This is a genomic window from Sphingobium cyanobacteriorum (genome assembly GCF_030580935.1).
Taxonomy (GTDB): Bacteria; Pseudomonadota; Alphaproteobacteria; order Sphingomonadales; family Sphingomonadaceae; genus Sphingobium; species Sphingobium cyanobacteriorum.
This window is the reverse complement of record NZ_JAUQOM010000001.1, coordinates 117,096-140,941: the sequence shown is the minus strand read 5'-3', so window position 1 is coordinate 140,941 and position 23,846 is coordinate 117,096. Positions and strand designations below refer to the sequence as shown.

At 65.3% G+C, this 23,846-nt stretch carries 17 protein-coding genes and 1 pseudogene; 11 read left to right on the top strand and 7 right to left on the bottom strand.

Going from position 1 to position 23,846, the window contains the following annotated elements; all coding sequences use genetic code 11:
* Window position 1 precedes the first annotated feature (1 nt).
* Both xylB and Q4610_RS00625 read right to left on the bottom strand, forming a co-directional pair.
* Window positions 2-757 (bottom strand): D-xylose 1-dehydrogenase, encoded by a 756-nt coding sequence (xylB, locus tag Q4610_RS00630; protein ID WP_304534091.1) that lies wholly within the window; start codon window positions 755-757, stop codon window positions 2-4.
* Window positions 754-1,905 carry a fumarylacetoacetate hydrolase family protein gene (locus Q4610_RS00625; RefSeq protein ID WP_304534090.1) on the bottom strand — a complete coding sequence of 384 codons (1,152 nt, stop codon included), beginning with the start codon at window positions 1,903-1,905 and terminating at the stop codon, window positions 754-756. The genes xylB and Q4610_RS00625 overlap by 4 nt, the downstream gene beginning before the upstream one ends.
* Window positions 1,906-2,083: 178 nt before the next feature.
* Here Q4610_RS00625 and Q4610_RS00620 point away from each other — a divergent pair, with 178 nt between their 5' ends.
* Window positions 2,084-2,302 (top strand): hypothetical protein, encoded by a 219-nt coding sequence (locus tag Q4610_RS00620; protein WP_304534089.1) that lies wholly within the window; start codon window positions 2,084-2,086, stop codon window positions 2,300-2,302.
* A gap of 445 nt (window positions 2,303-2,747) precedes the next feature.
* Here Q4610_RS00620 and Q4610_RS00615 read toward each other — a convergent pair whose 3' ends face one another.
* Complete coding sequence (locus tag Q4610_RS00615; protein ID WP_304534088.1) at window positions 2,748-3,146, bottom strand: EF-hand domain-containing protein; 399 nt, start codon at window positions 3,144-3,146, stop codon at window positions 2,748-2,750.
* 71 nt (window positions 3,147-3,217) lie between these two features.
* Between Q4610_RS00615 and Q4610_RS00610 the strand changes: the two genes are divergently transcribed.
* Window positions 3,218-3,352, top strand: coding sequence for a hypothetical protein (locus tag Q4610_RS00610; RefSeq protein WP_304534087.1), 135 nt, complete (start codon window positions 3,218-3,220; stop codon window positions 3,350-3,352).
* 81 nt (window positions 3,353-3,433) lie between these two features.
* Window positions 3,434-4,750 carry an adenylosuccinate lyase gene (gene purB / locus Q4610_RS00605; RefSeq protein WP_304534086.1) on the top strand — a complete coding sequence of 439 codons (1,317 nt, stop codon included), beginning with the start codon at window positions 3,434-3,436 and terminating at the stop codon, window positions 4,748-4,750.
* A gap of 72 nt (window positions 4,751-4,822) precedes the next feature.
* On the opposite strand, the gene Q4610_RS00600 is transcribed toward purB, so the two are convergent.
* The 3 genes from Q4610_RS00600 to Q4610_RS00590 all read right to left on the bottom strand — a co-directional run bounded on the left by Q4610_RS00600 (window position 4,823) and on the right by Q4610_RS00590 (window position 8,714).
* Window positions 4,823-5,893, bottom strand: a complete 1,071-nt coding sequence (locus tag Q4610_RS00600) for a LacI family DNA-binding transcriptional regulator (protein ID WP_304534830.1) — start codon at window positions 5,891-5,893, stop codon at window positions 4,823-4,825.
* A gap of 72 nt (window positions 5,894-5,965) precedes the next feature.
* Window positions 5,966-8,110, bottom strand: coding sequence for an alpha-glucuronidase family glycosyl hydrolase (locus Q4610_RS00595; RefSeq protein WP_304534085.1), 2,145 nt, complete (start codon window positions 8,108-8,110; stop codon window positions 5,966-5,968).
* 112 nt (window positions 8,111-8,222) lie between these two features.
* A complete protein-coding gene (locus Q4610_RS00590; protein ID WP_304534084.1) occupies window positions 8,223-8,714 on the bottom strand; it encodes an Lrp/AsnC family transcriptional regulator in 492 nt (163 codons plus the stop codon).
* Between the two features lie 99 nt (window positions 8,715-8,813).
* Here Q4610_RS00590 and putA point away from each other — a divergent pair, with 99 nt between their 5' ends.
* From putA to Q4610_RS00570, 4 genes are all read left to right on the top strand, one after another.
* Window positions 8,814-12,416: a trifunctional transcriptional regulator/proline dehydrogenase/L-glutamate gamma-semialdehyde dehydrogenase gene (putA, locus tag Q4610_RS00585; RefSeq protein WP_304534083.1), complete on the top strand. Its 3,603-nt coding sequence runs from the start codon at window positions 8,814-8,816 to the stop codon at window positions 12,414-12,416.
* Window positions 12,417-12,526: 110 nt separating this feature from the next.
* On the top strand, window positions 12,527-13,639 hold the full coding sequence (locus tag Q4610_RS00580; RefSeq protein WP_304534082.1) for a DUF6270 domain-containing protein: 1,113 nt from the start codon (window positions 12,527-12,529) through the stop codon (window positions 13,637-13,639).
* Between the two features lie 97 nt (window positions 13,640-13,736).
* Window positions 13,737-14,918: a Na+/H+ antiporter NhaA gene (nhaA, locus tag Q4610_RS00575; RefSeq protein ID WP_304534829.1), complete on the top strand. Its 1,182-nt coding sequence runs from the start codon at window positions 13,737-13,739 to the stop codon at window positions 14,916-14,918.
* A 221-nt stretch (window positions 14,919-15,139) separates the two neighbouring features.
* The gene (locus Q4610_RS00570; RefSeq protein ID WP_304534081.1) at window positions 15,140-15,514 is read left to right on the top strand and encodes a PilZ domain-containing protein; all 375 of its coding nucleotides are present in this window, start codon (window positions 15,140-15,142) and stop codon (window positions 15,512-15,514) included.
* 2 nt (window positions 15,515-15,516) lie between these two features.
* Here the strand turns inward: Q4610_RS00570 and Q4610_RS00565 are convergent, their stop codons facing one another.
* Complete coding sequence (locus Q4610_RS00565) at window positions 15,517-16,122, bottom strand: TetR/AcrR family transcriptional regulator (protein ID WP_304534080.1); 606 nt, start codon at window positions 16,120-16,122, stop codon at window positions 15,517-15,519.
* 185 nt (window positions 16,123-16,307) lie between these two features.
* Here Q4610_RS00565 and Q4610_RS00560 point away from each other — a divergent pair, with 185 nt between their 5' ends.
* The 4 genes and pseudogenes from Q4610_RS00560 (at window position 16,308) to kdpB (ending at window position 23,843) form a co-directional block, all read left to right on the top strand.
* Window positions 16,308-19,703: an acyl-[ACP]--phospholipid O-acyltransferase gene (locus Q4610_RS00560; protein ID WP_304534079.1), complete on the top strand. Its 3,396-nt coding sequence runs from the start codon at window positions 16,308-16,310 to the stop codon at window positions 19,701-19,703.
* A gap of 280 nt (window positions 19,704-19,983) precedes the next feature.
* On the top strand, window positions 19,984-20,073 hold the full coding sequence (locus Q4610_RS00555) for a potassium-transporting ATPase subunit F (protein ID WP_304534078.1): 90 nt from the start codon (window positions 19,984-19,986) through the stop codon (window positions 20,071-20,073).
* 13 nt (window positions 20,074-20,086) lie between these two features.
* Window positions 20,087-21,781 (top strand): annotated as a pseudogene (kdpA, locus tag Q4610_RS00550) (potassium-transporting ATPase subunit KdpA); the annotation flags it as partial.
* A gap of 25 nt (window positions 21,782-21,806) precedes the next feature.
* On the top strand, window positions 21,807-23,843 hold the full coding sequence (kdpB, locus tag Q4610_RS00545; RefSeq protein ID WP_304534077.1) for a potassium-transporting ATPase subunit KdpB: 2,037 nt from the start codon (window positions 21,807-21,809) through the stop codon (window positions 23,841-23,843).
* Window positions 23,844-23,846 lie beyond the last annotated feature (3 nt).

Sequence of the window (23,846 nt, the reverse complement as noted above, 5' to 3'; positions counted from 1 at the left end):
CTCAGCGCCAGCCGGCATCGATGAAATAGTCATGGCCGGTGCAGTAACGCGCATCGTCCGATGCCAGGAACATCGCCAGCGCGGCGACATCGCGCGGCTGGATACGTCCGTTCAGGCACTGGGCCGCGACAATTTCCGCTTCGCTTTCGGGGGTGTACCATTTTTCCTGACGTGGCGTTTTGATGTTGCCGGGGATGATGGTGTTGACGCGGATATTGTCACGGCCCAGGTCGCGCGCCAGTCCGCGGGTCAACCCTTCGATCCCGGCCTTGGCGGTTTCGTAGAGTATCAGGTCGGGCAGCGCCAGATGCCAACTGATCGATCCCAGATTCAGGATCACGCCGCCCCCCGCGCGCCGCATCGCCGGGACGACCGCCTGTGCCGTAAAGAACAGGTGGCGCAGGTTCACCGCCATCCGTTCATCCCAATAGGCCGGGCTTACCTCGTCAATGGCGTGGCGATCGTCACTGGCGGCATTGTTGATCAATATGTCTATCCCGCCAAGCTGCGCATCCAGCTTTGCCATCATCGCCTGCACCGCATCGATATCCCGCAGGTCGATGGCATGGAATATCGGCGCAAGGTCGGCGCCGGACAGGCGCGCGACCAGCGCTTCGCTTTCCGCCACGGCAATGTCGCAGAAGGCGACATGCGCGCCCTGAGCGACAAAGGCTTCGACCAGCCCTTCGCCGATGCCGCTGCCGCCGCCGCTGATAAAGACCCTTTTGCCCTTCAGGCTGGGATAGATGGCGCTCATGCGGCGGTGTCTTTCAGCAGGCCCCGCGCGGCGAGGTTGGTCATCAGTGCGGTCAGCCCCCAGGTCCAGGGCGCGGCATCCTTCGACGTGACGACAGGGTTGACCAGCTTGCCCAGGCGCGGGGTGGAGATGGCGACGACATCGCCAACCTTGTGGGTGAAACCGCGGCCCGGATCATCGCGGTCCTGCACCGGGGCGAAGAGTGTGCCCAGAAACAGGGCGAAGCCATCGGGATATTGATGTTCAGACAGGGTTTGACGCACCAGTTCCAGCGGGTCGCGACTGATCTGGTCCATGCGGCTCGCGCCTTCCAGCCGATACCCTTCGGGACCATCGATGGTCAGGGCCACTTCGGCGTTGCGCACATCGTCGATGGTGAAGTCGGCATCGAACAGGCGGACCAGCGGGCCAAGCGCGCAGGATGCGTTATTGTCCTTCGCCTTGCCCAGCAGCAGCGCTGATCGCCCTTCGAAATCGCGCAGATTGACATCGTTGCCAAGGGTCGCGCCGATAGCGCTCCCAGCCGCGTTGACCAGCAGCACGATTTCCGGTTCGGGATTGTTCCAGGTGGAATCGGAACGGATGCCGATTTCGGCCCCCGCGCCGACGGTCGACAGGACCGGGGCCTTGGTGAACACTTCGGCATCGGGGCCGATCGCGACCTCCAGATATTGGGACCAGAGGCCATCCTCGATCAGTGCGGCCTTGAGCGCGGCGGCTTCCTGCGAGCCGGGAATGACGGCGCGGATCGATCCACCGACGCGCTCTTCCAGCCGTCCGCGAATGTCGGCGGCGGCGGCGGCATCGCCACGGGCGCGCTCCTCGATCACGCGCTCGATGGCGGAAAGGGCGAAGGTGACGCCGCATGCCTTGACGCATTGCAGGTCGACAGGGCTGAGCAGCGGCAGGTCGAGCGCGTCGAGCGGACCCAATATTGCGCCCGCATCGCCAGCGACCGGCAGCATTTCGACCAGTTGCGCCACGGTGGGCGCGATCCGGCTCATGTCACGGGCGATTCCGTCCCGGACCAGGATGGGGCTTGGCCCCGCGGCGGTCAGCACCCGACCGATGAAAAGGCCCTTGCGCCAGTCGACGGGCAGGCAGTCGGGCAAGGTCATGGCGGACAAGGAGGAAACCCCCGGCATCATCAACTCCTAAATTCCATGTTCGTTAAATTGATAGCGCTAACAAGTTGCCCTTAACAACACCGTGGCGGGCGCGAAGTCAAGAGGATGTTGCGCAAAAGGCATGACAGATGGCAGGGGTGGGGGGGCGGCATCTTTCATCTTTTCCGCGCCGCCGCTTTGGGGCATAGCTGTGCGGACCATGAGCAAGCCCGAAGACAGCGCGCCGCCCGTCGGCGCAAACCCCGCCGCTCCCGCAAATCCTGACATGGATGGTGCCAGTGGCTCCCGAACCCCGAAAACCGATCTTGCCGCCGCTGCGCGCAAATCCGCCGGCAAGGGCGTATGGATGGGCACCGCCGTCGGTATCGGATCGGCCGCGATCGTCGCGGCGCTGCTTTATACACGCAAAAAGGGCTAGAGCGCGCTGCACCTGACCGGATGCAGCTTGCGCGGTTCAGTTTTCTGGTTTCGCATCATTTCTGGCGGTGCTGTCGGCCAGCGCAGCCGGAAGCGGTGCCCTGTTCCGCGCGCTGCTCCAAACGGGCCTATCTCCAATGCCCGCCATGCACGCATGGCCAGGCAATCCATGTGGCTGGCCAACGGCCAGACGGAGAGGGCCCTCTCGACAGCGTCACGTCCCTCCATCATCGCTTCGCGGCGGTCCCATCCCTTGGAAGGGGAGGATGCTGCTGTCGGGTTTGAAAAGGGCATCATGGCCAAAAAAAGGGGCGGCATGGCCTTCGCTCCATGCCGCCCTCCGGTGCGACCCGGCAGGCTCTTTATACCCTGTCCTTAGTGACGGGGGATGGGCCTTCGTGACGGGGGATGGGCCTTCGTGACGGGGGATGGGGGAGTGGCTGTTGTCAGCCTGCGCCACCGCTCAGATAGGTTATCAGTTCCGGCTTGCTGACCATGCTGCTCTTGTCCTTGTCCGCCGAGGTGAAGGCGCCGCTGGCCCAGGTCGTTACCTGTTCGGCCGGCAGTTGCGATCCGGTCGCCTTCATTTCCTGGGTCTTGAGCGCGACCATCCAGCGGGAAAATTCCGACTGGTCAAGCTGGCCGTCCTTGTTCGCGTCATAGGCGGGAAACTCGCTGTCGACGATCGACGCCACGCTGCTGGCCGGATTGGCGGGGGCTGCGGGCGTTGCCGGAGTCGCCGCCGGAGCCGCCGATTGCGGCGCTGCGCCTTGATCGGGCACAGCCTGCGCCAGCACCGGCGCGCTCGTGGCAAGTGCGGTGGTGAGTAAAATCATACGGAACATGGCAATCTCCTGTGCCTCATAATCGATCTGGAAGTCATTCGTTCCAGTCCTGTGTAGCAGTTGGTGGGATAATGAACGAAAATGAGGCAATGTTCCTGAACATCCGTTCATCCTTTTGCATTCGTCTTGCCGATTGGTTCGGTTCGTCCTTCGATGCTGTGCCTTTTGCGATGAGTTGCCTGATCAGGGCAGGGATGATTGCATGATCGGATCGCGATTTGCCCCGGTCCGCCGACGCTGCTACGCGGCGCGGCAACTATTGCCCCTCCAGCCGCAGGATTCGCCTTATGGTCCCCCGCTATGCCCGCCCCGCCATGACCGCCCTCTGGGAACCCGAAGCCCGTTTCAAAATCTGGTTCGAGATCGAGGCCCATGCGACCGAGAAGCTGGGCGAACTGGGCGTCGTGCCGCCATCCGCCGCCAAGGCGCTGTGGGACTGGTGGGCGACCAACCCCGTGATCGACGTGGCCGCGATCGACGCGATCGAAGCCGTCACCAAGCATGACGTCATCGCTTTCCTGACCTGGGTGGCGGAGCAGGTGGGCGACGAAGCCCGCTTCATGCATCAGGGCATGACCAGTTCCGACGTGCTCGATACCTGCCTGGCCGTGCAACTGGCCCGCGCCGCCGACATATTGATCGAGGATATCGACGCGCTGCTGGCGGTCATCAAGCGCCGCGCCTTCGAACATAAGCTGACCCCGACCATCGGCCGCAGCCATGGCATCCATGCCGAGCCGGTGACGTTCGGCCTGAAGATGGCGGAAGCCTATGCCGAGTTCAGCCGCTGCAAGACCCGGCTGGTCGCCGCCCGCGCCGAAATCGCCACCTGCGCCATTTCCGGCGCGGTCGGCACCTTCGCCAATATCGACCCGGCGGTGGAGGAGCATGTCGCGGACAAGCTGGGCCTCGCCATCGAACCCGTTTCGACCCAGGTGATCCCGCGTGATCGCCATGCCATGTTCTTCGCGACGCTGGGCGTCATCGCCTCGTCCATCGAGCGCCTGGCCGTCGAGGTTCGCCATTTGCAGCGGACCGAAGTGCTGGAAGCGGAGGAATATTTCTCGCCCGGCCAGAAGGGCAGCAGCGCCATGCCGCACAAGCGCAACCCGGTACTGACCGAAAATCTGACCGGCCTGGCCCGCGTCGTCCGCGCGGCCGTCGTCCCGGCGCTGGAAAATGTCGCGCTCTGGCATGAACGCGACATCAGCCATTCGTCGGTCGAGCGCTTCTTCGGTCCCGACGCCACCATCACGCTGGACTTCGCGCTGGCCCGCCTGACCGGCGTGATCGACAAGCTGCTCATCTATCCTGAGCGGATGATGAAGAATCTCGACAAGATGGGCGGCCTCGTCCATTCGCAGCGCGTGCTGCTGGCCCTGACCCAGGCGGGCGTCAGCCGCGAGGACAGCTATCGCTACGTCCAGCGCAACGCGATGAAGGTATGGGAATCGGACGGGCAATTGTCGCTGCTCGAACTGCTCAAGGCCGACCCGGACGTGGCCGCCGCCCTGCCGGCGCAGGAGATCGAGGAAAAGTTCAACCTCGACTATCATTTCAAGCAGGTCGACACGATCTTCCGCCGGGTATTCGGGGAAGCGTAACTTCATTCAGTCCGAAAATCACATGTTCCCGCCTGTGCGGGAACATGTCGGCGCTGATCCTGATTCAAGTCCTTACCGCCCGCCCAGTCGTGGCCGCATCCGTGGCGCGGCGTCCGACTGGCGGCGGATCAGGGCGTAGTCCAGCACCAGATGTTCGGCCGCGTCGCCTTTACGGCGGCCCTTTAGCTGGCGGACAAGCACTTCCACCGCCGCGCGCGCCATGGCGTTGATCGGCTGGCGGATCGTCGTCAGTTCGGGCCAGATGGTGGTGGCAAGCGATGTATCGTCGAACCCGCAGACGGTCAGGTCGCCCGGCACGTCCAGCCCGGAGCGATGGGCGATCGCAACGGTAGCGGCCGCCATGTCGTCATTGCTGGCGAAGATCGCCGTGGGCGGGTCGGCCAGGGCCAGGATATGCTCGGCTGCGTCAAGCCCCGACCGATAGGTGAAATAGCCCTGCGCGACAAGTTCGTCCCGCATCGGCAGGCCGGCTTCGGTCAGTGCCGCGACATAGCCTTCAAACCGTTTGGCGCTGGCGCTCTGGTTGGGATTGCCCTTGATGAAGCCGATCCGGTCATGGCCCAGCGCGATCAGGTGGCGGGTCATTTCATAGGCGGCGTGGCGGTCATCGATGCTGACGGCGGCCAGATCGGACGGGGCGCGCCCGGTCGCGACCGCAACGGCGGGGATGCCGGCCCGATCGAGCGCATCCACCAGTGCGGCCAGGTCGCAGAGCGGCGGCGGCAGGATCACCCCGTCGATCCGCCCGCGTTGCAGATGGGCGACGACGGCCTCTATCGAGGTTTCCTCATCATCCCATTTTTCCACCACCAGGTCGACGCCGCTGCGGCTGGCCTGGTCCAGGCTGCCGACCAGAAATTCGCTGAGATAGGAGGAAGAGGGGTTGGAATAGAGCAAGCCGATCCGGGTTTCTTCCCCGCCGGCCAAAGTGCGCGCGGCGGCGCTGGGCGCATAGTTGAGCGCGGTGATCGCCGCCTGCACCTTTTCCCGCGTCGCCGCCCGCACCACCTGCTCGCCATTGATGACGCGCGACACGGTCATCGGCGACACGCCGGCTTCGCGGGCGACATCGTTGATGGTCGGCGCATTGCGCTGGCGGCGGGACGATCGGCTGTCACTCAAGGTGGAAACTTTCAAGATTTTGGTCACAAACGGGGTGGTAGCGACAACATCGATACTTATTAAAGCAAAAAATCAACTATGGCCGGGTGCGTAGGGGAATCTTTGCGTCTTGTACCAGTTGAGATCATGCGCGGGCGCAGGCGATCCGGCGGGCAGGGGGCGGTGCGCCAGCGACTGGAAATAGGCGATGCTGGCGTCGCGCCACCACAGGGCTTCACGATGCTGGATGGTCAGAAAAGCCTCGGTTTGCGCGAAGCGCCTGGCATCGATATGGGGCTTGAGCGACGCCCAGAGGGTCTGCATGCCCGCAACATAAGCGGGCCCCCTGTCATAGCGACGGACCAGTCCGTCCCATAGCGTCTCCCCCGACGCCAGGCGATAATCCCAGGGGAGGTGGTGGAACCAGAGCAGATGGCGTTCCGGCGTGGTGTGCGGGTTGGCCAGCCGCGTCGCGATGGCGGGCGCATATTGGCCGATGGCGCCGCTGCCGCTGTCCGTGCGGTCAAAGCCGATGCCGTCCGCGTCCGCCCTGTGATAATAGACCGGGTTCCATTCGGGGCGGGCGAGGTCGGAAACCCATGGGCCGGGGCCATAATGATGGCCGGTGTCCATCATATGGGCCAGGCCCAGCGGGGTCATGTAATCGACGGCGGCCTCCCGCGATCCCATCATCATCCCGACGATCGGTTCTACGACTTTCGGATCGGGCGAAAAGGTCATCGCCGCCCATTCGCGCGCGATGGCCTCCGCCGACAGGCTGGTGTCCCAGGCCAGGCGACCAAAGGCATACCAGTCCGCCTGGTTGAAGATCGACCCGCTCCAGTCGCGATCCGCGCCGATATTGGCCACGCCCGCAATGCCGGTCAGCCTGTGTCCGTCCAGCGATCCGTCGATCACCTTCGCCACCGTCGATCCTGCGCCTTTCGCGAATGTGTCGCTGTCCAGCGCTTCCTTGAACAAGGGGCCAAGATAGGTGAGGTGCGTCGACTGGCCCAGATATTCCTTGGTGATCTGGAACTCCATCATCAGCGGCGTTTTCGGCATCGCGCCGAACAATGGATGGAACGGCTCGCGCGGCTGGAAGTCGATCGCGCCATTCTTCACCTGCACGATGACATTGTCGGCGAACTGGCCGTCCAGCGGCCTGAAGTCGGCATAGGCCTGCTTCGCGCGATCATCGGGATTGTCATGGGCATAGACGAAGGCGCGCCACATCACGATCCCGCCATGCGGTTTCAGCGCGGCGGCCAGCATGTTCGCGCCGTCGGCATGGGTGCGCTTGTAATCCTGCGGACCCGGCTGGCCCTCGCTGTTCGCCTTGACCAGAAAGCCGCCAAAGTCGGGGATGGCCCGGTAGATTTCGTCCGCCTTCGCCCTCCACCAGCCAGCCACCGCCGGATCGCGCGGATCGGCCGTCCGGAGGCCATCCAGTTCCATCGGCGCGGTCCATCTGACCGACAGATAGACTTTGATCCCATAGGGGCGGAACAGGTCGGCCAGCGCCGCTGCCTTGGCGATATAGGGCGCGGTCAGGCTGTCGGCCTTGGCGTTTACATTGTTGAGGACGGTGCCGTTGATGCCGATCGCGGCGTTGGCGCGGGCATAGTCGGTATAGCGCGGCGCTTTCCAGTCGGGCAGCCGCCACCAGTCCCAGATCGACTGGCCGGCATAGCCGCGTTCGACCGTGCCATTCAGATTGTCCCAATGGTTGAGCAGGCGCAGCCTGATCTTCGGTGCGCTGCGTATGTCCAGCCTGTCGAGGCTTGCGCCGCTCTGGGCCAGCCGCAACCAGTGGCAGGCGCCATGGAGCAGGCCAAGATCGCTGTTGGCGGCAATCAGGGTCACGGCCTTGCCGTCCACCTCGATGGAGCGGATCGCATAGCCCTCGCCGCCCAGTCCGGCCGTCTCACCCGGCAGAGCGGGAGCGGATGCAGGCGTCGCCAGCCATAGCGCGCCTTGACGCATCGTGCCTGACAGGGCGGGCGCAACGCCGGTCATGCCGGCCAGGCCGCGCTGCAATTCGGCGATGGCGACGTTGAGGGTCGGGCTGGCGCCAGGCGCGACGATGATGGTTGCATGGGCGGCCAGATCGGCGCTGCGCGCCTCATCCGTGCGTGCATAGCGCAGCCACAGGTCATAGCCGTCCTCGGCCAGCGCCCCCGGCGCCCAACTGGCCGCTGTCAGGGCAATCATCCAGCACAACAGGCGCGCTATCACTCAATCCTCTCCTGCTAGCAGCTCTGGTTCAAAGGATTGGTAGCGGTATCAAAAACATGATGGCAAGCAAAAGATGCATCCGGTTCGGCGCGCTGGCGCAGTGCATCCTGCCTCAGCTTTTGCGGCTGACCCGCTTGTGCCCCGCTTCCAGCACCGTTTCCATCGCGACGAAGGTGGAGGTGCTGGCGACATGGGGCAGGGCGCTGATCTTTTCGCCCAGCACGATGCGATAGCGGCGAATATCGGCGGTGCGCACCTTGAGCAGATAGTCGAAATTGCTCGCCAGCATATGGCATTCCTCGACCTCCGGGATGCGCCGCACCGCCGCGTTGAATTCGCCCAGCGCCGCTTCCCGCGTGTCGGACAGCTTCACCTCGGTAAAGGCGATATGGTCCATGCCCAGTTTCGCCGGATCGACGATGGCGCGAAAGCCGCGAATGACGCCGGTTTCCTGCAAGCGCTTGAGCCGCACCTGGCAGGGGGTCTTGGACAGGCCGACCTGGGCCGCAAGATCGGTGACGGTCATGCGGCCATCGTCGACCAGCGCAGCGATGATCCGCCGGTCGAAATCGTCCAGTTCGACGGCTTTGGGCATATTTTCCATATCATCTGCCTAGCAAAGGCCAATTAATAAGTCACTTCGTCTGCTCCATGGGTCTGGATAAGGCGGAACGCCACAAAGAGTTGGATTATTCTGACCGGCATGACCGACCAGCCCCCCTTTGCCGCCTTCGCCCCCGCCATCCGCCAGCCCACCCCGCTGCGCGAGGCGATCACCGCCGCCTGTCGCCGTGATGAGGCAGCGGCGCTGGCGCCCCTGATCGCCGCGGCGACCCTGCCGGACGCGACGAAGGCCGCCATCGCGGACACCGCCCGCACCCTCGTCACCGCACTGCGCGCCAATCACAAGGGGACGGGCGTGGAAGGGCTGGTACAGGAATATGCGCTTTCCAGTCAGGAAGGGGTGGCGCTGATGTGCCTGGCCGAAGCGCTGTTGCGCATCCCCGACAGCGCGACGCGCGACGCGCTGATCCGCGACAAGATCTCGACAGGCGACTGGGGTTCGCATCTGGGCGGCGACAAGTCGCTGTTCGTCAACGCCGCCACCTGGGGGCTGGTCGTCACCGGCAAGCTGGTCGGCAGCGTCGATGATCGTGGCCTGGGCGCGGCACTCACCCGCCTCGTCGCCCGCGCCGGGGAGGCGGTCATCCGCCGCGGCGTGGATCTGGCCATGCGGATGATGGGCGAACAGTTCGTCACGGGCGAGACGATCAGGGAAGCGTTGAAGCGCGCGAAGGCGATGGAGGCGAAGGGCTTCGCCTACAGCTACGACATGCTCGGCGAAGCAGCCACCACCGCCGCCGACGCGAAGCGCTATTATGCCGACTATGAACAGGCGATCCATGCCATCGGCAAGGCATCGGCCGGACGCGGCATCCATGCCGGCCCCGGCATCTCGATCAAGCTGTCGGCCCTTCACCCGCGCTATGTCCGTGCGCAGGCCGACCGCGTGATGGGCGAATTGCTGCCTGCGGTGCAGCAACTGGCGCTGCTCGCCAAAAGCTACGACATCGGCCTCAACATCGATGCGGAGGAGGCCGACCGGCTCGAACTCTCGCTCGACCTGCTGGAAAGCCTCGCGATCGATCCCGACCTTGCCGGCTGGAATGGCCTGGGCTTCGTGGTGCAGGGCTATGGCAAGCGCTGCCCGTTCGTCATCGACTGGATCATCGACCTTGCCCGTCGCGCAAATCGCCGGATCATGGTGCGTCTGGTGAAGGGCGCTTACTGGGATGCGGAGATCAAGCGGGCGCAGGTCGATGGGCTGACGGACTTCCCGGTCTATACGCGCAAGGTGCATACCGACGTGGCCTATGTCGCCTGCGCGCGCAGGCTGCTGGCCGCGCCGGACGCCGTGTTTCCCCAATTCGCCACGCACAATGCGCAGACGCTGGCGACCATCTACCATCTCGCCGGCCCCGACTTCCAGATCGGTCAATATGAGTTTCAGTGCCTGCACGGCATGGGCGAACCGCTCTACGAACAGGTCGTGGGCGCGGAAAAGCTGAACCGCCCCTGCCGCATCTATGCGCCGGTCGGCACGCATGAAACGCTGCTCGCCTATCTGGTCCGCCGCCTGCTGGAAAATGGTGCGAACAGCAGCTTCGTCAACCGCATCGCAGACCCGCATGTCTCGGTGGAGGAGATGATCGCCGATCCGGCCGATGTCGTGCGCGCCATGGCGCATCCGGGCCATCGCCATGACCAGATCGCGCTGCCAGCCGATCTTTATCCCGATCGTCGCAATGCGGACGGCCTCGACCTCAGCGACGAAAGGACGCTCGCCAGCCTGGGCGAGGCATTGCGCCACAGCGCCACGATCGCCTGGACCGCCGCGCCCGACGGCCGGACCACCCCTTCCTACACCGTGTTCAACCCTGCCGATCATCGCGATGTGGTGGGCCGCGTCACGCAAGCCACGCCGGAGGAAGCGCGCGCCGCCGCCATCTGCGCCGCCGCGTCGCGCTGGCCCGATATGCCCGTCGCCGACCGCGCCGCCGCGCTGGACCGCGCTGCTGACGCCATGCAGGCGCGCATGCCGATCCTCCTTGGCCTCGTCGTCCGCGAAGCCGGCAAGTCGCTGCCCAACGCCATCGCCGAAGTGCGCGAGGCGATCGACTTCCTGCGCTATTATGCGGCGCAGGCCCGCAGTACCTTCGGGCCTGCGCAGGTCGCGCTTGGCCCCGTGACCTGCATCAGCCCCTGGAACTTCCCGCTCGCCATCTTTACCGGGCAGGTCGCCGCCGCGCTGGTGGCGGGCAATCCGGTGCTGGCCAAGCCGGCGGAGGAAACCCCGCTGATCGCGGCGGAGGCCGTGCGGCTGCTGCACGCAGCGGGCGTCCCCGCCGACGCGCTGCAATTGATCCCCGGCGACGGGCGGATCGGCGCGGCGCTGGTGGCCGCGCCGCAGACCGCCGCCGTCATGTTCACCGGATCGACCGAAGTTGCGCGCCTGATCCAGCGCCAGCTTTCCACCCGCCTGTCGCCCGTCGGCAAGCCGATCCCGCTGATCGCCGAAACCGGCGGCCAGAATGCGATGATCGTGGATTCGTCGGCGCTGGCCGAGCAGGTGGTGGCCGATGTGATCGCTTCCGCCTTCGACAGCGCGGGCCAGCGCTGTTCGGCGCTGCGCATCCTCTGCCTGCAGGAGGATATCGCCGACCGCACGCTCGCCATGCTCAAGGGCGCGCTGGCAGAGTTGCGCATCGGTCGCACCGACGCGCTCAGGGTCGATATCGGCCCGGTCATCAGCGCCGAGGCGCGCGATAGCATCAACGCCCATATCGACGCCATGGCGGCACTGGGGCGCAAGGTCGAACAAAGCCTGCTGCCGCCGCAAGCCAGGCACGGCACCTTCGTCCCGCCCACGATCATCGAGATCGACGGCATCACGGACCTCAGCCGCGAGGTGTTCGGCCCCGTCCTCCATGTCCTGCGCTTCCGGCGTGACCGGATGGACGCGCTGGTGGATCAGATCAACGCCACCGGCTATGGCCTGACCTTCGGCCTCCACACCCGGCTGGACGAGACGGTCGCGCGCGTCACCAGCCGCGTCAGGGCCGGCAATATCTATGTGAACCGCAACGTCATCGGCGCGATCGTGGGGGTGCAGCCCTTTGGCGGCTGCGGCCTGTCGGGCACCGGGCCGAAGGCGGGCGGGCCGCTCTATCTGGGGCGGCTGGTCACGGCGCCGCCGGTCTTTGCCGCGCGGGTCAGCCATTTGCGGTCGCCGCTGCACGCCTTTGCCGACTGGCTCGACCAGCAGGGCGAAGCAGAGGCCGCCGCCCATGCCCGGCGCACCGGCGATGCATCGGCGCTGGGGGTGGAACTGGCACTGCCGGGGCCGGTGGGGGAACGCAACCTCTATGCATTGCATCCGCGCGGCCGCATCCTGCTGCGCCCCGCGACGCGGCAGGGGCTGTTCCGCCAGATGGCGGCGATCCTTGCCACCGGCAATCATGGCGTGGTGCAGGGGATGACGATACCCGCCGACCTGCCCGCCGATGTCGCCGCCTGCTTCAGCACCGGCGCCACCGGCCATTATGCCGCCGCACTGGTGGAAGGGGACGCGGCCAAGGTTGCCGCGACCGTCCAGTGTGTCGCCGATCTGCCCGGCCCGATCCTGTCGGTTCATGCCGATGATCATGGCCATGGCTATTGTCTCGACTGGCTGCTGGAAGAACAGTCCATGTCGATCAACACCACGGCGGCGGGCGGCAATGCCAGCCTGATGATGATCGGCTGACATGGATCCTGATCCCGATAATGTGCAGCGCTGTGGCTTTGTTGACTTGAGCCAGATTAAACCTTCGCCTAACCCTATGTGACAGTTTTGTATCGCAGGGGTGAGGAACAGTGAAAGTCGCTTATGTCGGGAGCTGTTATAGCGAAGAGTTCCTGAAATATGTGCTGGGCGACATCATTCCCAGCCTGCGCTATTATCGGGTCAACAGCGTCAGCCTGATGGACGAAAAGCCGCTCGACCTGGGCGACATGTCCGGTCTGACCCCGGAAACCCAGCGGCATCTTTCCTACGAAAACCGCAAGGATTTTCGAGAACGGATGCTGACGGTGAAGCCCGATATCGTGATCATCGATTTCATCCGCGACGTGCGCTGCGCCTTGCTGACGGACGGGGAGGGCTATCTGTCCTTCCCCTATGAATTGATCGCCGAGGAATTTGGCAACAAGGCGTCATTCATCGAACGATTCGACATGATTCCCTTTGGTTCGCCCGAATATGTCCGCCTGCATCGCCAGGCGCTGGACCGGATGTGCGCGTTCCTGAACGAGGAATTGCCCCATAGCCAGGTGCTGATTCTCAATTTCCCACCCACATGGGACTATCGCGGCAAGATGCGGACCAAGCGCGATTTCAGGACAGATTTCATGGCCTGGTCTGCCCGTGCACCGATGCTGGAACTGATGGCGGACTATTGCGCCGCGCACATTCATGGGGCGAAGCTGTTGCGCTATGAAGGGGCATTATGGAGTGACGATCTGGCGAAATATGGTCCGGCCTCGGTTCATTATGCGGCCGCCTGCTGGCGTTTGATGGCGAGCCGGTTCAATGTCCATTCGCTGTCTTTTGCATCGGCTCAACCTGTTACTGTGGCGGAAGTGGGGGCACGGTTGCGCGCCGCTTTCGATGCCTGTGGTGAAGAGGCCGATGCGGCGGGGCTGCATTGGCGCGCGCTGGAGCGATCGGGCGCCGATATATTGACGGACCTGATGCCGGCGCTGTTGCATGAAATGGAATATCGGCACGGGATGAACCGTCGGCCCAATGTGATCGATGCCTATAACGGGTTTTTCTGGCTGCTCGGCCGGGCGCCGGAAAATATGGAAACCCTGATGGCCCATGCGACCGAGCCGACGCTCAATCAGTTGCGTCATCGCCTGCTGCAATCCGAAGAGTTCAAGATGAAGCTGGCCGCGATGATGCCCCCGGAGGAGGCGCTGCAATAGCCAGCCCGACCATAGCCAAGGATGTGTGAACGCTTTTGATCATCGGCATGATGGCTTTTCTTGGACAAAGGTGGCGCAACCCGGTTATTCCCTGCCCATGCTGAAATCGACCCTGTTGCCCCGGCCGCCATCGGCGCTTCGCGATTTTCTCCGTATGGAAGCGTCCGGTGGCCTGTGCCTGATCGGTGCGGCGGTCCTGGCGATGATCGTCGCCAACAGCCCTGTGGCACCGCTCTATTTCGCCGTGCTGCATATGCGGATCGGTCCGCTTTCCGCCCTGCACTGGATCGATGACGGGCTGATGAGCCTGTTCTTCCTGCTGGTCGGGCTGGAGATCAAGAGGGAGTTTGTCGAAGGCCGGCTGGCGCGGTGGAGCGATCGATCGCTGCCGGTGATCGCGGCGGTCGCGGGCATGGTGGTGCCCGCTGCCGCCTATCTTGCCATTGCCGGCGGACAGCCGGGACTGGCAAAGGGCTGGGCGATTCCGGCCGCCACCGACATTGCCTTTGCCATCGGCGTCCTGGCCCTGCTGGGCAAGCGGGCGCCGACCTCGCTCAAGCTGCTGCTGACCACCGTGGCGATCGTGGATGACATGGGCGCCGTGCTCATCATCGCGCTGGCCTATACGGCGGGCGTCGGCCTGTGGGCGTTGGTCGCGGCGGCGCTGATATGGGGCGTGATGCTGTTCGCCAATCGTCGGGGGATTACCAGCCTTGGCATCTATCTGGTGCTGGCGGCGGGGCTGTGGCTGGCCGTGCTGCTGTCGGGGGTCCATGCGACGATCGCCGGCGTTCTGGCCGCGCTGGCCATACCGATCCGCAGCGCAACCGGGGGAGGGGATGAGGCGCAATCGCCATTGCACCGGCTGGAACATGGCCTGCATCCCTGGGTGGCGTTCGGCATAGTCCCGCTGTTCGGTTTCGCCAATGCGGGTGTCTCACTGGCTGGCGTGGGCCTGGCCGATGTGCTGGAGCCATTGCCTCTGGGGATTGCCGCGGGCCTGTTCCTGGGCAAGCAGATCGGGATATTTTGCAGCATCAGGGGGGCGGTCGCGCTGGGCATGGCCGAACGGCCGGCCGGGGCGAACTGGCTGCAAATATACGGGCTGGCGCTGCTCTGTGGCATCGGCTTTACCATGAGCCTGTTCATCGGCGGGCTGGCCTTTGCCGATCCCCATCATGCCGATGCGGTCAAGATCGGGGTGCTGGGCGGGTCGCTGCTGTCGGCGCTTGCCGGCTATGGCGTGCTGCGCCTCGCCCCAGATCGTCGCCGACCATAACCGCCGGCCCGTCCGATCGGGCAGGTGGGCGGATGCCCGGCGCGACCATGGCGACGTTAATCCTTTGTTAGCAAAACTGGTCAAGAGCTGGATGTCATCCAGATCGAACGCGCCGGCGTTGCGGCAGCATCCCCAGGCGCTCGCTCAATCTGCCCATGTCCGCGCTTTGCAAGCCGCCGGCCGGTCCGGCGGCCTCCGGGCGCTTTTGAAGGTATGCTGTCATGACTACCGACCCACTGGTCGCCTATTTCGAACGGAGACGGCACCCGCGTTTCGTTACCGCATTCGAGGCGGAACTGATCGAGGGCGCCGCCGGCCACCGCACGGTGATTGTCGGCGATATTTCGTCCGGCGGCTGCCTGCTGGAGCATCCGTCGGGTTTCAGTACGGGCAGCCGGGTGCGGTTGCGCGCCAGGGGCCTGGATATGGAAGCGCGGGTGATGTGGGTGCGGCGCGACCTGTGCGGCCTTCGCTTCGCGAAGATCGTTGATCCGTTGATGGTCATGCATGACAATGCGCCCGTCCGTCCGCGCCTGCACGACCTGGTTTCAGGTCTTGGCGACCGGACGACCGGCAAGGACAATGATGTGCGCTGAAGCTATGCCGGCAGCGTCGCGCCAGCGGCGGCGAGCGCTTCCTTCACCCGCGCCGTCGCCATGTCCAGCGGGGCCGTCTCCCCCATCAGCGCAAAGCTGCCGTTGAGCGCGAAGGCGCAATGGCCATGCACCGTCGCCACCAGCGACCGGGCGAGGCGCGGCGCGCGATCCTTCCCCGCATCGGGCAGCACGGTCGCGACTTCCCGCACGACGATGTCGGTCAGCACGCCGCGCCGCGCGGCCAGCGCGTCGGGCATGGCCATGTCGGTGGGCAGGCGATGGTCGTAGATCGCGCTCCACAGGTTCGGATGGTCGGCGGCAAAGCTGAAATAGCCCTCCACCAGTGCGGCGATCCGGTCATCGCTGGCGCGCGCCAGCCTGGCTTCCAGATGCTTGGCCCAATCTTCGAAGGTGACGGTGTTGATCGTCGCCAGCAGCAGGTCATAGCTGCCGAACACATTATAGAGCGTGCCCACGGCATAGCCGATACGCTTGGCGACCTCCCGCGCGGAGAAGCGGGCGAAGCCGCCCTCGGCCATCAGCCGCTGGCCTTCTGCCAGGATCAGCGCTTCCAGTTCGGCGCGGCTATGGTCGGATCGTCTGCCCATGAACAGGCTTTAGAAACTTAATTGAACACTGTCTAATTTTTTAATTGATCACTGTTCAATTTACAACTATCAACATCTCCACCGGATATGGGGTGATAGAGTGGCGCCAGGGCGACCGCATCAATCCCATTAACGGCCTATTTCTGTTTCCTGCTTATCGCTCTGCGCCACGGGGGTATCTGTCCATGTCCGCACCTGATCTGTCGCTGCTGGGAAAACGGCGCTTCGCGCCTCTGTTCGTCGTCCAGTTCCTGGGCGCGTTCAACGATAATCTGTTGAAGTTCGCCTTGCTGTTCCTGGCCAATTTCGCGCTGTTCCGGGCGGAACCGGGCAAGGCGGAACTACTGGCGACGATCGCGACGGGCCTGTTCATCCTGCCCTACTTCCTCTTTTCCGCGCTGGCCGGCCAGATTGCCGACGCCTGGGACAAGGCGAAGCTGGTGCGCGCGGTCAAGGCGGCGGAGGTCGGCATCATGACGCTGGCGCTGATCGGTTTCTGGCTGGAATCGGTGCCGCTTCTGCTGACCTGCCTGTTCCTGATGGGCCTGCATTCCACCATCTTCGGTCCGGTCAAATTCTCGATCCTGCCGCAACATCTCCACCCGCATGAAATGATGGGCGGCACCGGCCTGATCGAGGCGGGCACCTTTATCGCGATCCTGAGCGGCCAGTTGCTCGCCGGGGTGATCCCCGCGCAGACGGCGGGCCTGACGGCAATCGGCGTCGCGCTGCTCGGCTTGGTCGCCAGTCTGGCCGTCCCGTCCGCGCCGCCGGTGGCGCAGGGGCTGCATGTCGACCGCAACATCTTCCGCAGCACCTGGCGCATCCTCAAGGCGGCCCGTCATGGCCGGGGCGTGTGGCTTTCGATCCTGGGGATAAGCTGGTTCTTCGCGATCGGCGCGGTGCTCCTGTCGGAATTCGGTCCGCTGGTCAGCGGCGTCCTGCATGCAAAGCAGGAAGTCGCGACCCTGTTTCTGCTGGTATTCTCGCTGAGCGTCGCGCTCGGCTCGCTTCTCGTTAACCGCCTGCTCGCCGGCGAAGTGTCGGCGCGCTACGTACCGGCGTCCGCGCTGGTGCTGGCCGGTTGCATGATCGACCTGTGGCTCTCCACCAGCGCCTATCGCCCGATGGTCGCGGAAGCCGGCATCGCCAGCTTCGTGGCGTCGGCGGGTAGCTGGCGCATCCTGTTCGACCTGTTCGGCATCGCCTTTGCCGGCGGCATGTTCATCGTGCCGCTCTACGCCATCCTCCAGACCCACGCCCCGCGCGAGGAGCGGTCGCGCACCATCGCCGCCAACAATATCGTCAATGCGGCGGTCAGTGTCGCTGTCGTGCTGGTCGTGACGCTGATGCTGGCGCGGGGTGAGAGCGTGCCGGGCATCATCGGCGCGCTGGGCTTCGCCACGCTGACGATCGCGCTCATTTCCTGCTGGTTGCTGCCCGAAACCGTGATCAAGGCAATCTTCCGGGGGCTTCTGCGCCTGCTCTACCGCGTCGAGGTCAGCGGCGCGGAGCATATGCCCCAGGCCGGTACCCCGGCCGTGGTCGTGGTCAACCATGTCTCCTTCCTCGACGGGCTGCTGCTTGCCGCCTTCCTGCCGGGCAAGCCGACCTTCGCCGTTCATACCCGCATCGCCAGGGCCTGGTGGGTCCAGCCCTTCCTGCCGCTGTTCGACGCCTTCCCGGTCGATCCGACCAACCCGATGGCGGCCAAGGCGATGGTGAAGGCAGTGCGCGAAGGCCGCACGCTCGTCATCTTCCCCGAAGGCCGCATCACCGTCACCGGCGCGCTGATGAAGATATTCGACGGCCCCGGCATGGTCGCTGACAAGGCCGATGCACCGATCATCCCGGTTCGCATCGACGGCGCGCAATTCACGCCCTTTTCGCGCCTGCGCGGCAAGGTACGGCTGCGCAGCTTCCCCAGGATCCGTCTGACCGTCCTGCCGCCGCGCCGGTTCAGCATAGAGGGCGAAATGACCGCGCGCACGCGCCGCGCCATCGCCGGCCGCCGCCTCTATGACGAAATGAGCACGATGATCTTCGCCACCTCACGGACCGAGGAAACGCTGTTCGAAGCGCTGCTCGACGCGCGGCACATCCATGGCGGCAAGGCGGCGGTGGTGGAGGATATCAAGCGCGAGCCGATGAGCTACGACCGGCTGGTGGTCGGCAGCCTGGCGCTTGGGCGACCGCTCGCCAAGGTGACGGCCCAGGGGGAGGCGGTCGGCGTGCTGCTGCCCAATGTGTCCGCCGTGGTCGCGACCTTCTTCGCCTTGCAGGCGCATGGCCGGGTGCCGGCGATGCTCAACTATACCGCCGGCCTCACCAATTTGAAGGCGGCCTGCACGGCGGCGGCGATCCGCACCATCGTCACCGCGCGCGCCTTCGTCGATCAGGCCAAGCTGGGCGATGTCGTCGCGGCGCTGGCAGGGGAGGGGATCACCATCCTCTGGCTGGAGGAGGTCGGCGCCGGCATCGGCACCGGGGCAAAGCTGCGCGCGCTCGTCGCCAGCCGCTTCGCCGCCCGCAGCCACAGGCGCTTGCGCATCGCGCCCGACGCGCCGGCGGTGATCCTGTTCACCAGCGGATCGGAAGGCTTGCCCAAGGGGGTGGTGCTGACCCACCGCAACCTCCTGTCCAACTGCCGCCAGCTCGCCGCGCGGATCGATTTCAACGCGGCCGACACGGTGCTGAATGCCTTGCCCGTGTTCCACAGCTTCGGCCTGACCGGCGGCACCTTGCTGCCGATCCTGCACGGGGTAAAAACCCTGCTCTATCCCAGCCCGCTCCACTACCGGATCGTGCCCGCGCTCGCCTATGACAGCAATGCGACCATCCTGTTCGGCACCGACACCTTCCTGTCGGGCTATGCCCGGATGGCGCATGGCTACGACTTCTATTCGCTGCGCTACATTTTCGCGGGGGCGGAGCGGGTGCGCGACGAAACGCGCAAGGCCTATGCCGACAAGTTCGGCCTGCGCATCCTGGAAGGCTATGGCGCGACCGAGGCCGGGCCGGTGATCGCGGTCAACACGCCGATGCACTTCCGCGCCGGCACCGTGGGCCGGCTGCTGCCGGGGATCGAGGCGCGGCTGGATGATGTGCCGGGCATCTCGGAGGGCGGTCGCCTGTCGATCCGTGGCCCCAACATCATGGCCGGCTATATGAAGGCCGACGCCCCCGGCCTGCTGCAACCGCCCGAAGGCGGCTGGCATGACACCGGGGACATCGTGACGATCGATGCGGACGGCTTCGTCGCCATAAGGGGCCGGGCCAAGCGCTTCGCCAAGATCGGCGGCGAGATGATCTCGCTGCCGGCGGTGGAGGGCTATGCCGCCGCGCTGTGGCCCGACGCCGAACATGCGGTCGTCACCCGCCCCGATCCGCGCAAGGGCGAGCAACTGGTGCTGCTGACCACGCGCAAGGGGGCGAAGGCCAGCGACCTCCAGGCCTGGGGCCGCGCCAATGGCGTCACCGAACTGGCGATCCCCCGCGACATTCGCGAAGTGGACGCGCTGCCGGTGCTGGGCACGGGCAAGCTCGATTATGTGGCGATGGGCGCGATGGTGAACCCCTGACGCCGTGAAGGGGGCGGCGCGGGCAAGCGCCCGCGCCGCCCCGCAGTCCAACGATCATACGCAAATACTATGTAGCCCGCCCTTCCTGTCTCTCGAATTCAAACGCGCCCCTCCCCTAATTGAGGCGCGGCAGACGAATCGGCGCCGCATCTGTCGCGGTCCCGACGTCGTGCGGGAGACATATCATGCAGGACATCCTCTGGATCGGCCTCATCCTCGGCTTGCTGGCGACGACGCTCGGCTATGCCGCCCTGTGCGAACAGGCGTGAAGGGGTAGGCCATGACCATCGACCTCTGGCTGGCCGCGCTGACCGCGGCCGCGCTTCTTCTCTATCTGGTGGCCGTGCTCGCACGCCCCGAACGCTTCTGAGCGGGAGGCGGCCATGACATATCAGGGATGGATATTGATCCTCGCCTTCGTCGCGATCCTGCTGGCGCTGACCAAGCCCATGGGCCTGTGGCTCCATGCCCTCTATGAAGGGCGGCGCACGCCGCTGCACCGCCTGCTGGGGCCGGTGGAGCGCGGCTTCTACCGGCTGTCGGGCATCGACCCGGACCAGGAACAGGGCTGGCGCCGCTATGCGGTGCATATGCTGATCTTCAACGCGGTGCTGCTGCTGTTCACCTATGCCGTCCTGCGGCTTCAGGGCGTGCTGCCGCTCAATCCGCTCGGCTATCCGGGCCTGAGCGAGCATCTGGCGTTCAATACCGCGATCAGCTTCACCACCAACACCAACTGGCAAAGCTATGGCGGGGAATCGACCATGTCGAACCTCAGCCAGATGCTGGGCCTGACCATTCATAATTTCCTGTCGGCATCGACCGGCATCGCGCTCGCTTTCGCGCTGTTCCGTGGCTTCGCGCGGCGCGGGACGGCGAGCATCGGCAATTTCTGGGCCGACATGACACGGGTGACGCTTTACCTGCTGCTGCCGCTCTGCGTCCTGCTCGCGATCTTCTACATCGCCAGCGGCGTGCCGCAGACGCTGGCCGGATCGGTCGATGTCACCACGCTGGAAGGCGCGCGCCAGACACTGGCGCTGGGTCCGGTGGCCAGCCAGGAAGCGATCAAGATGCTGGGCACCAATGGTGGCGGCTTCTTCAACGCCAACAGCGCCCATCCGTTCGAAAATCCGACCGCGCTCACCAATCTGGTGCAGATGCTGTCCATCTTCGCGATCGGCGTGGGGCTGACCTACACGTTCGGCAAGGCGGTCGGCAATGTGCGGCAAGGCCGCGCGATCCTGGCCGCGATGATGATCCTGTTCCTGGCCGGCACGGCCGTCACCTACTGGCAGGAAGCGGCGGGCAACCCCATTCTCCACAGCCTGGGCGCAGCGGGCGGCAATATGGAGGGCAAGGAAGTCCGCTTCGGCATCGCCGCATCGGCCCTCTTCTCGGTCATCACCACGGCGGCAAGCTGCGGCGCGGTCAACGCCATGCATGACAGTTTCACCGCGCTCGGCGGCCTTGTTCCCATGTTCAACATGCAACTGGGCGAAGTCGTCATCGGCGGCGTCGGCGCGGGCATATACGGCTTTCTGCTGTTTGCCATCCTGGCGGTGTTCGTCGCCGGCCTGATGGTCGGTCGCACCCCGGAATATGTCGGCAAGAAGATCGAGAGCCGGGAGGTAAAGCTCGCCGTCCTCGCCATCGCGGTGCTGCCGCTCGTCATCCTGGGCTTCGCCGCCATCGCGTCGGTCCTGCCGGCCGGGCTTGCCGGGCCGCTCAACAAGGGGCCGCACGGGTTCAGCGAAATCCTCTATGCCTTCACCAGCGCCGTGGCGAACAATGGTTCGGCCTTTGCGGGCCTGACTGCCAACACGCCTTTCTATAACGGCCTGCTGGGCGTGGCGATGTGGATCGGCCGCTTCTTCATCATCGTGCCGATGCTGGCCATCGCCGGCGGGCTGGCGGCGAAGAAATACACGCCCGAAACGGCGGGCAGCTTCCCGACGACCGGACCGCTGTGGACCGGCCTGCTGGTCGGTATCGTCCTGATCGTCGGCGGGCTGACCTTCCTGCCCGGCATCGCCCTTGGCCCGATCGCCGATCATCTCGCGATGATCCACGGCAGACCTTCTAAGACATCGGAGCATCATCATGGCACGCACAGCGTCCAAATCGCTCTTTACCGCCGACCTGATCCTGCCTGCGATCGGCGACGCCTTCCGCAAGCTCAACCCCAGGGAACTGATCCGCAACCCGGTGATGTTCACCACCGCCGTCGTGGCGATGCTGCTGACGGTCCTGCTGGCCGTCGGGCAGGACGGCCTTGCCATCGGCTTCAAGCTGCAACTGGTGATCTGGCTGTGGCTGACCGTGCTGTTCGGCACCTTTGCCGAAGCCCTGGCCGAAGGGCGGGGCAAGGCGCAGGCGGCATCGCTGCGCGCGGCCAAGGCGGAACTGACCGCCAAGCGGCTGAAGGGCGACGGGCGGGAGGCGGAATCCGTGCCCGCCAGCGCCCTGCGCGTCGGCGACATCGTGCTGGTCGAAACCGGCGACCTGATCCCGTCCGATGGCGAAGTCGTGGCCGGCGTCGCGTCGGTCAACGAAGCGGCGATCACCGGCGAATCCGCGCCGGTCATCCGCGAGGCGGGCGGCGATCGTTCGGCGGTGACGGCGGGCACCCGCGTCATCTCCGACGAAATCCGCGTCCGTGTGACCGTCAATCCGGGGCAGGGCTTCCTTGATCGGATGATCGCGCTGGTCGAAGGGGCCGAGCGGCAGAAAACCCCCAATGAGATCGCGCTGACCCTGCTGCTGGTGGGCCTGACCATCATCTTCCTGATCGCGGTCGGCACCATCCCCAGCTTCGCCAGCTATGCCGGCGGCGCGATCCCCGTGTCGGTGCTGGCGGCGCTGCTCATCACCCTCATCCCCACCACTATCGCCGCGCTGCTGTCAGCGATCGGCATTGCCGGGATGGACCGGTTGGTGCGCTTCAACGTGCTCGCCAAGTCGGGCCGCGCGGTCGAGGCGGCGGGCGACATCGACGTGCTGCTGCTGGACAAGACCGGCACCATCACCGTGGGCGACCGGCAGGCGACCGAATTCCGGCCGGTGGGCGGCGCATCCGCCGCGCAACTGGCGCAGGCGGCGCTGCTCGCCAGCCTGGCCGACGAGACGCCGGAAGGCCGGTCGATCGTCGTGCTGGCGCGCGAGAAGTTCGGCCAGACGACCACGGCCTTGCCCGCAACTGCCGACATCATCCCCTTCACCGCGCAGACCCGCATTTCGGGGGTGAAGATCGACGGCAGCACCATCCAGAAGGGGGCGGTGGATTCGGTCCTGCACGCCAATCCCGGCCTTGGCTCTACCCCGGTCGCCGACGAACTGCGCCGCATCACCGACGAGATCGGCCGCGCCGGCGGCACTCCGCTGGCGGTGGCGCAGGATGGAAAGCTGCTGGGCGCGATCTTCCTCAAGGATATCGTCAAGGCCGGCATCCGCGAACGGTTCGGCGAATTGCGCGCCATGGGCATCCGCACGGTGATGATCACCGGCGACAATCCGCTGACGGCTTCGGCCATCGCGGCGGAGGCGGGCGTGGACGATTTCCTGGCGCAGGCCACGCCGGAGGACAAGCTGGCCCTGATCCGCAAGGAACAGCAGGGCGGGCGGCTGGTCGCGATGTGCGGCGACGGCACCAACGATGCGCCCGCGCTGGCGCAGGCGGATGTCGGGGTCGCCATGAACACCGGCACGCAGGCGGCGCGCGAAGCGGGCAACATGGTCGATCTGGACAGCGATCCGACCAAGCTGATCGAGGTCGTCGGGCTGGGCAAGCAATTGCTGATGACCCGCGGCGCGCTCACCACCTTCTCCGTCGCCAATGACGTGGCCAAATATTTCGCGATCATCCCGGCGATGTTCGTCGTCCTCTATCCGGGGCTGGGCGTGCTCAACCTGATGGGGCTGGCCAGCCCGCAAAGCGCGATCCTTTCGGCGATCATCTTCAACGCGCTCATCATTCCGCTGCTGGTGCCGCTGGCACTGAAGGGCGTGGCCTACCGGCCGATCGGGGCGGGGCCGCTGCTGGCCCGCAACCTCGCCATCTACGGGCTGGGCGGCCTGATCGCGCCCTTTGCCGGCATCAAGATCATCGACCTGGCCGTCAACGGCCTGGGTCTGGCGTAAGGA

Bases quoted from the DNA above. Each gene is read 5' to 3' on its own strand.
- xylB (WP_304534091.1), bottom strand. From the start codon at position 757: ATGAGCGCCATCTATCCCAGCCTGAAGGGCAAAAGGGTCTTTATCAGC.
- Q4610_RS00625 (WP_304534090.1), bottom strand. From the start codon at position 1,905: ATGATGCCGGGGGTTTCCTCCTTGTCCGCCATGACCTTGCCCGACTGC.
- Q4610_RS00620 (WP_304534089.1), top strand. From the start codon at position 2,084: ATGAGCAAGCCCGAAGACAGCGCGCCGCCCGTCGGCGCAAACCCCGCC.
- Q4610_RS00615 (WP_304534088.1), bottom strand. From the start codon at position 3,146: ATGTTCCGTATGATTTTACTCACCACCGCACTTGCCACGAGCGCGCCG.
- Q4610_RS00610 (WP_304534087.1), top strand. From the start codon at position 3,218: ATGAACGAAAATGAGGCAATGTTCCTGAACATCCGTTCATCCTTTTGC.
- purB (WP_304534086.1), top strand. From the start codon at position 3,434: ATGGTCCCCCGCTATGCCCGCCCCGCCATGACCGCCCTCTGGGAACCC.
- Q4610_RS00590 (WP_304534084.1), bottom strand. From the start codon at position 8,714: ATGGAAAATATGCCCAAAGCCGTCGAACTGGACGATTTCGACCGGCGG.
- putA (WP_304534083.1), top strand. From the start codon at position 8,814: ATGACCGACCAGCCCCCCTTTGCCGCCTTCGCCCCCGCCATCCGCCAG.
- nhaA (WP_304534829.1), top strand. From the start codon at position 13,737: ATGCTGAAATCGACCCTGTTGCCCCGGCCGCCATCGGCGCTTCGCGAT.
- Q4610_RS00570 (WP_304534081.1), top strand. From the start codon at position 15,140: ATGACTACCGACCCACTGGTCGCCTATTTCGAACGGAGACGGCACCCG.
- Q4610_RS00565 (WP_304534080.1), bottom strand. From the start codon at position 16,122: ATGGGCAGACGATCCGACCATAGCCGCGCCGAACTGGAAGCGCTGATC.
- Q4610_RS00560 (WP_304534079.1), top strand. From the start codon at position 16,308: ATGTCCGCACCTGATCTGTCGCTGCTGGGAAAACGGCGCTTCGCGCCT.
- Q4610_RS00555 (WP_304534078.1), top strand. From the start codon at position 19,984: ATGACCATCGACCTCTGGCTGGCCGCGCTGACCGCGGCCGCGCTTCTT.
- kdpB (WP_304534077.1), top strand. From the start codon at position 21,807: ATGGCACGCACAGCGTCCAAATCGCTCTTTACCGCCGACCTGATCCTG.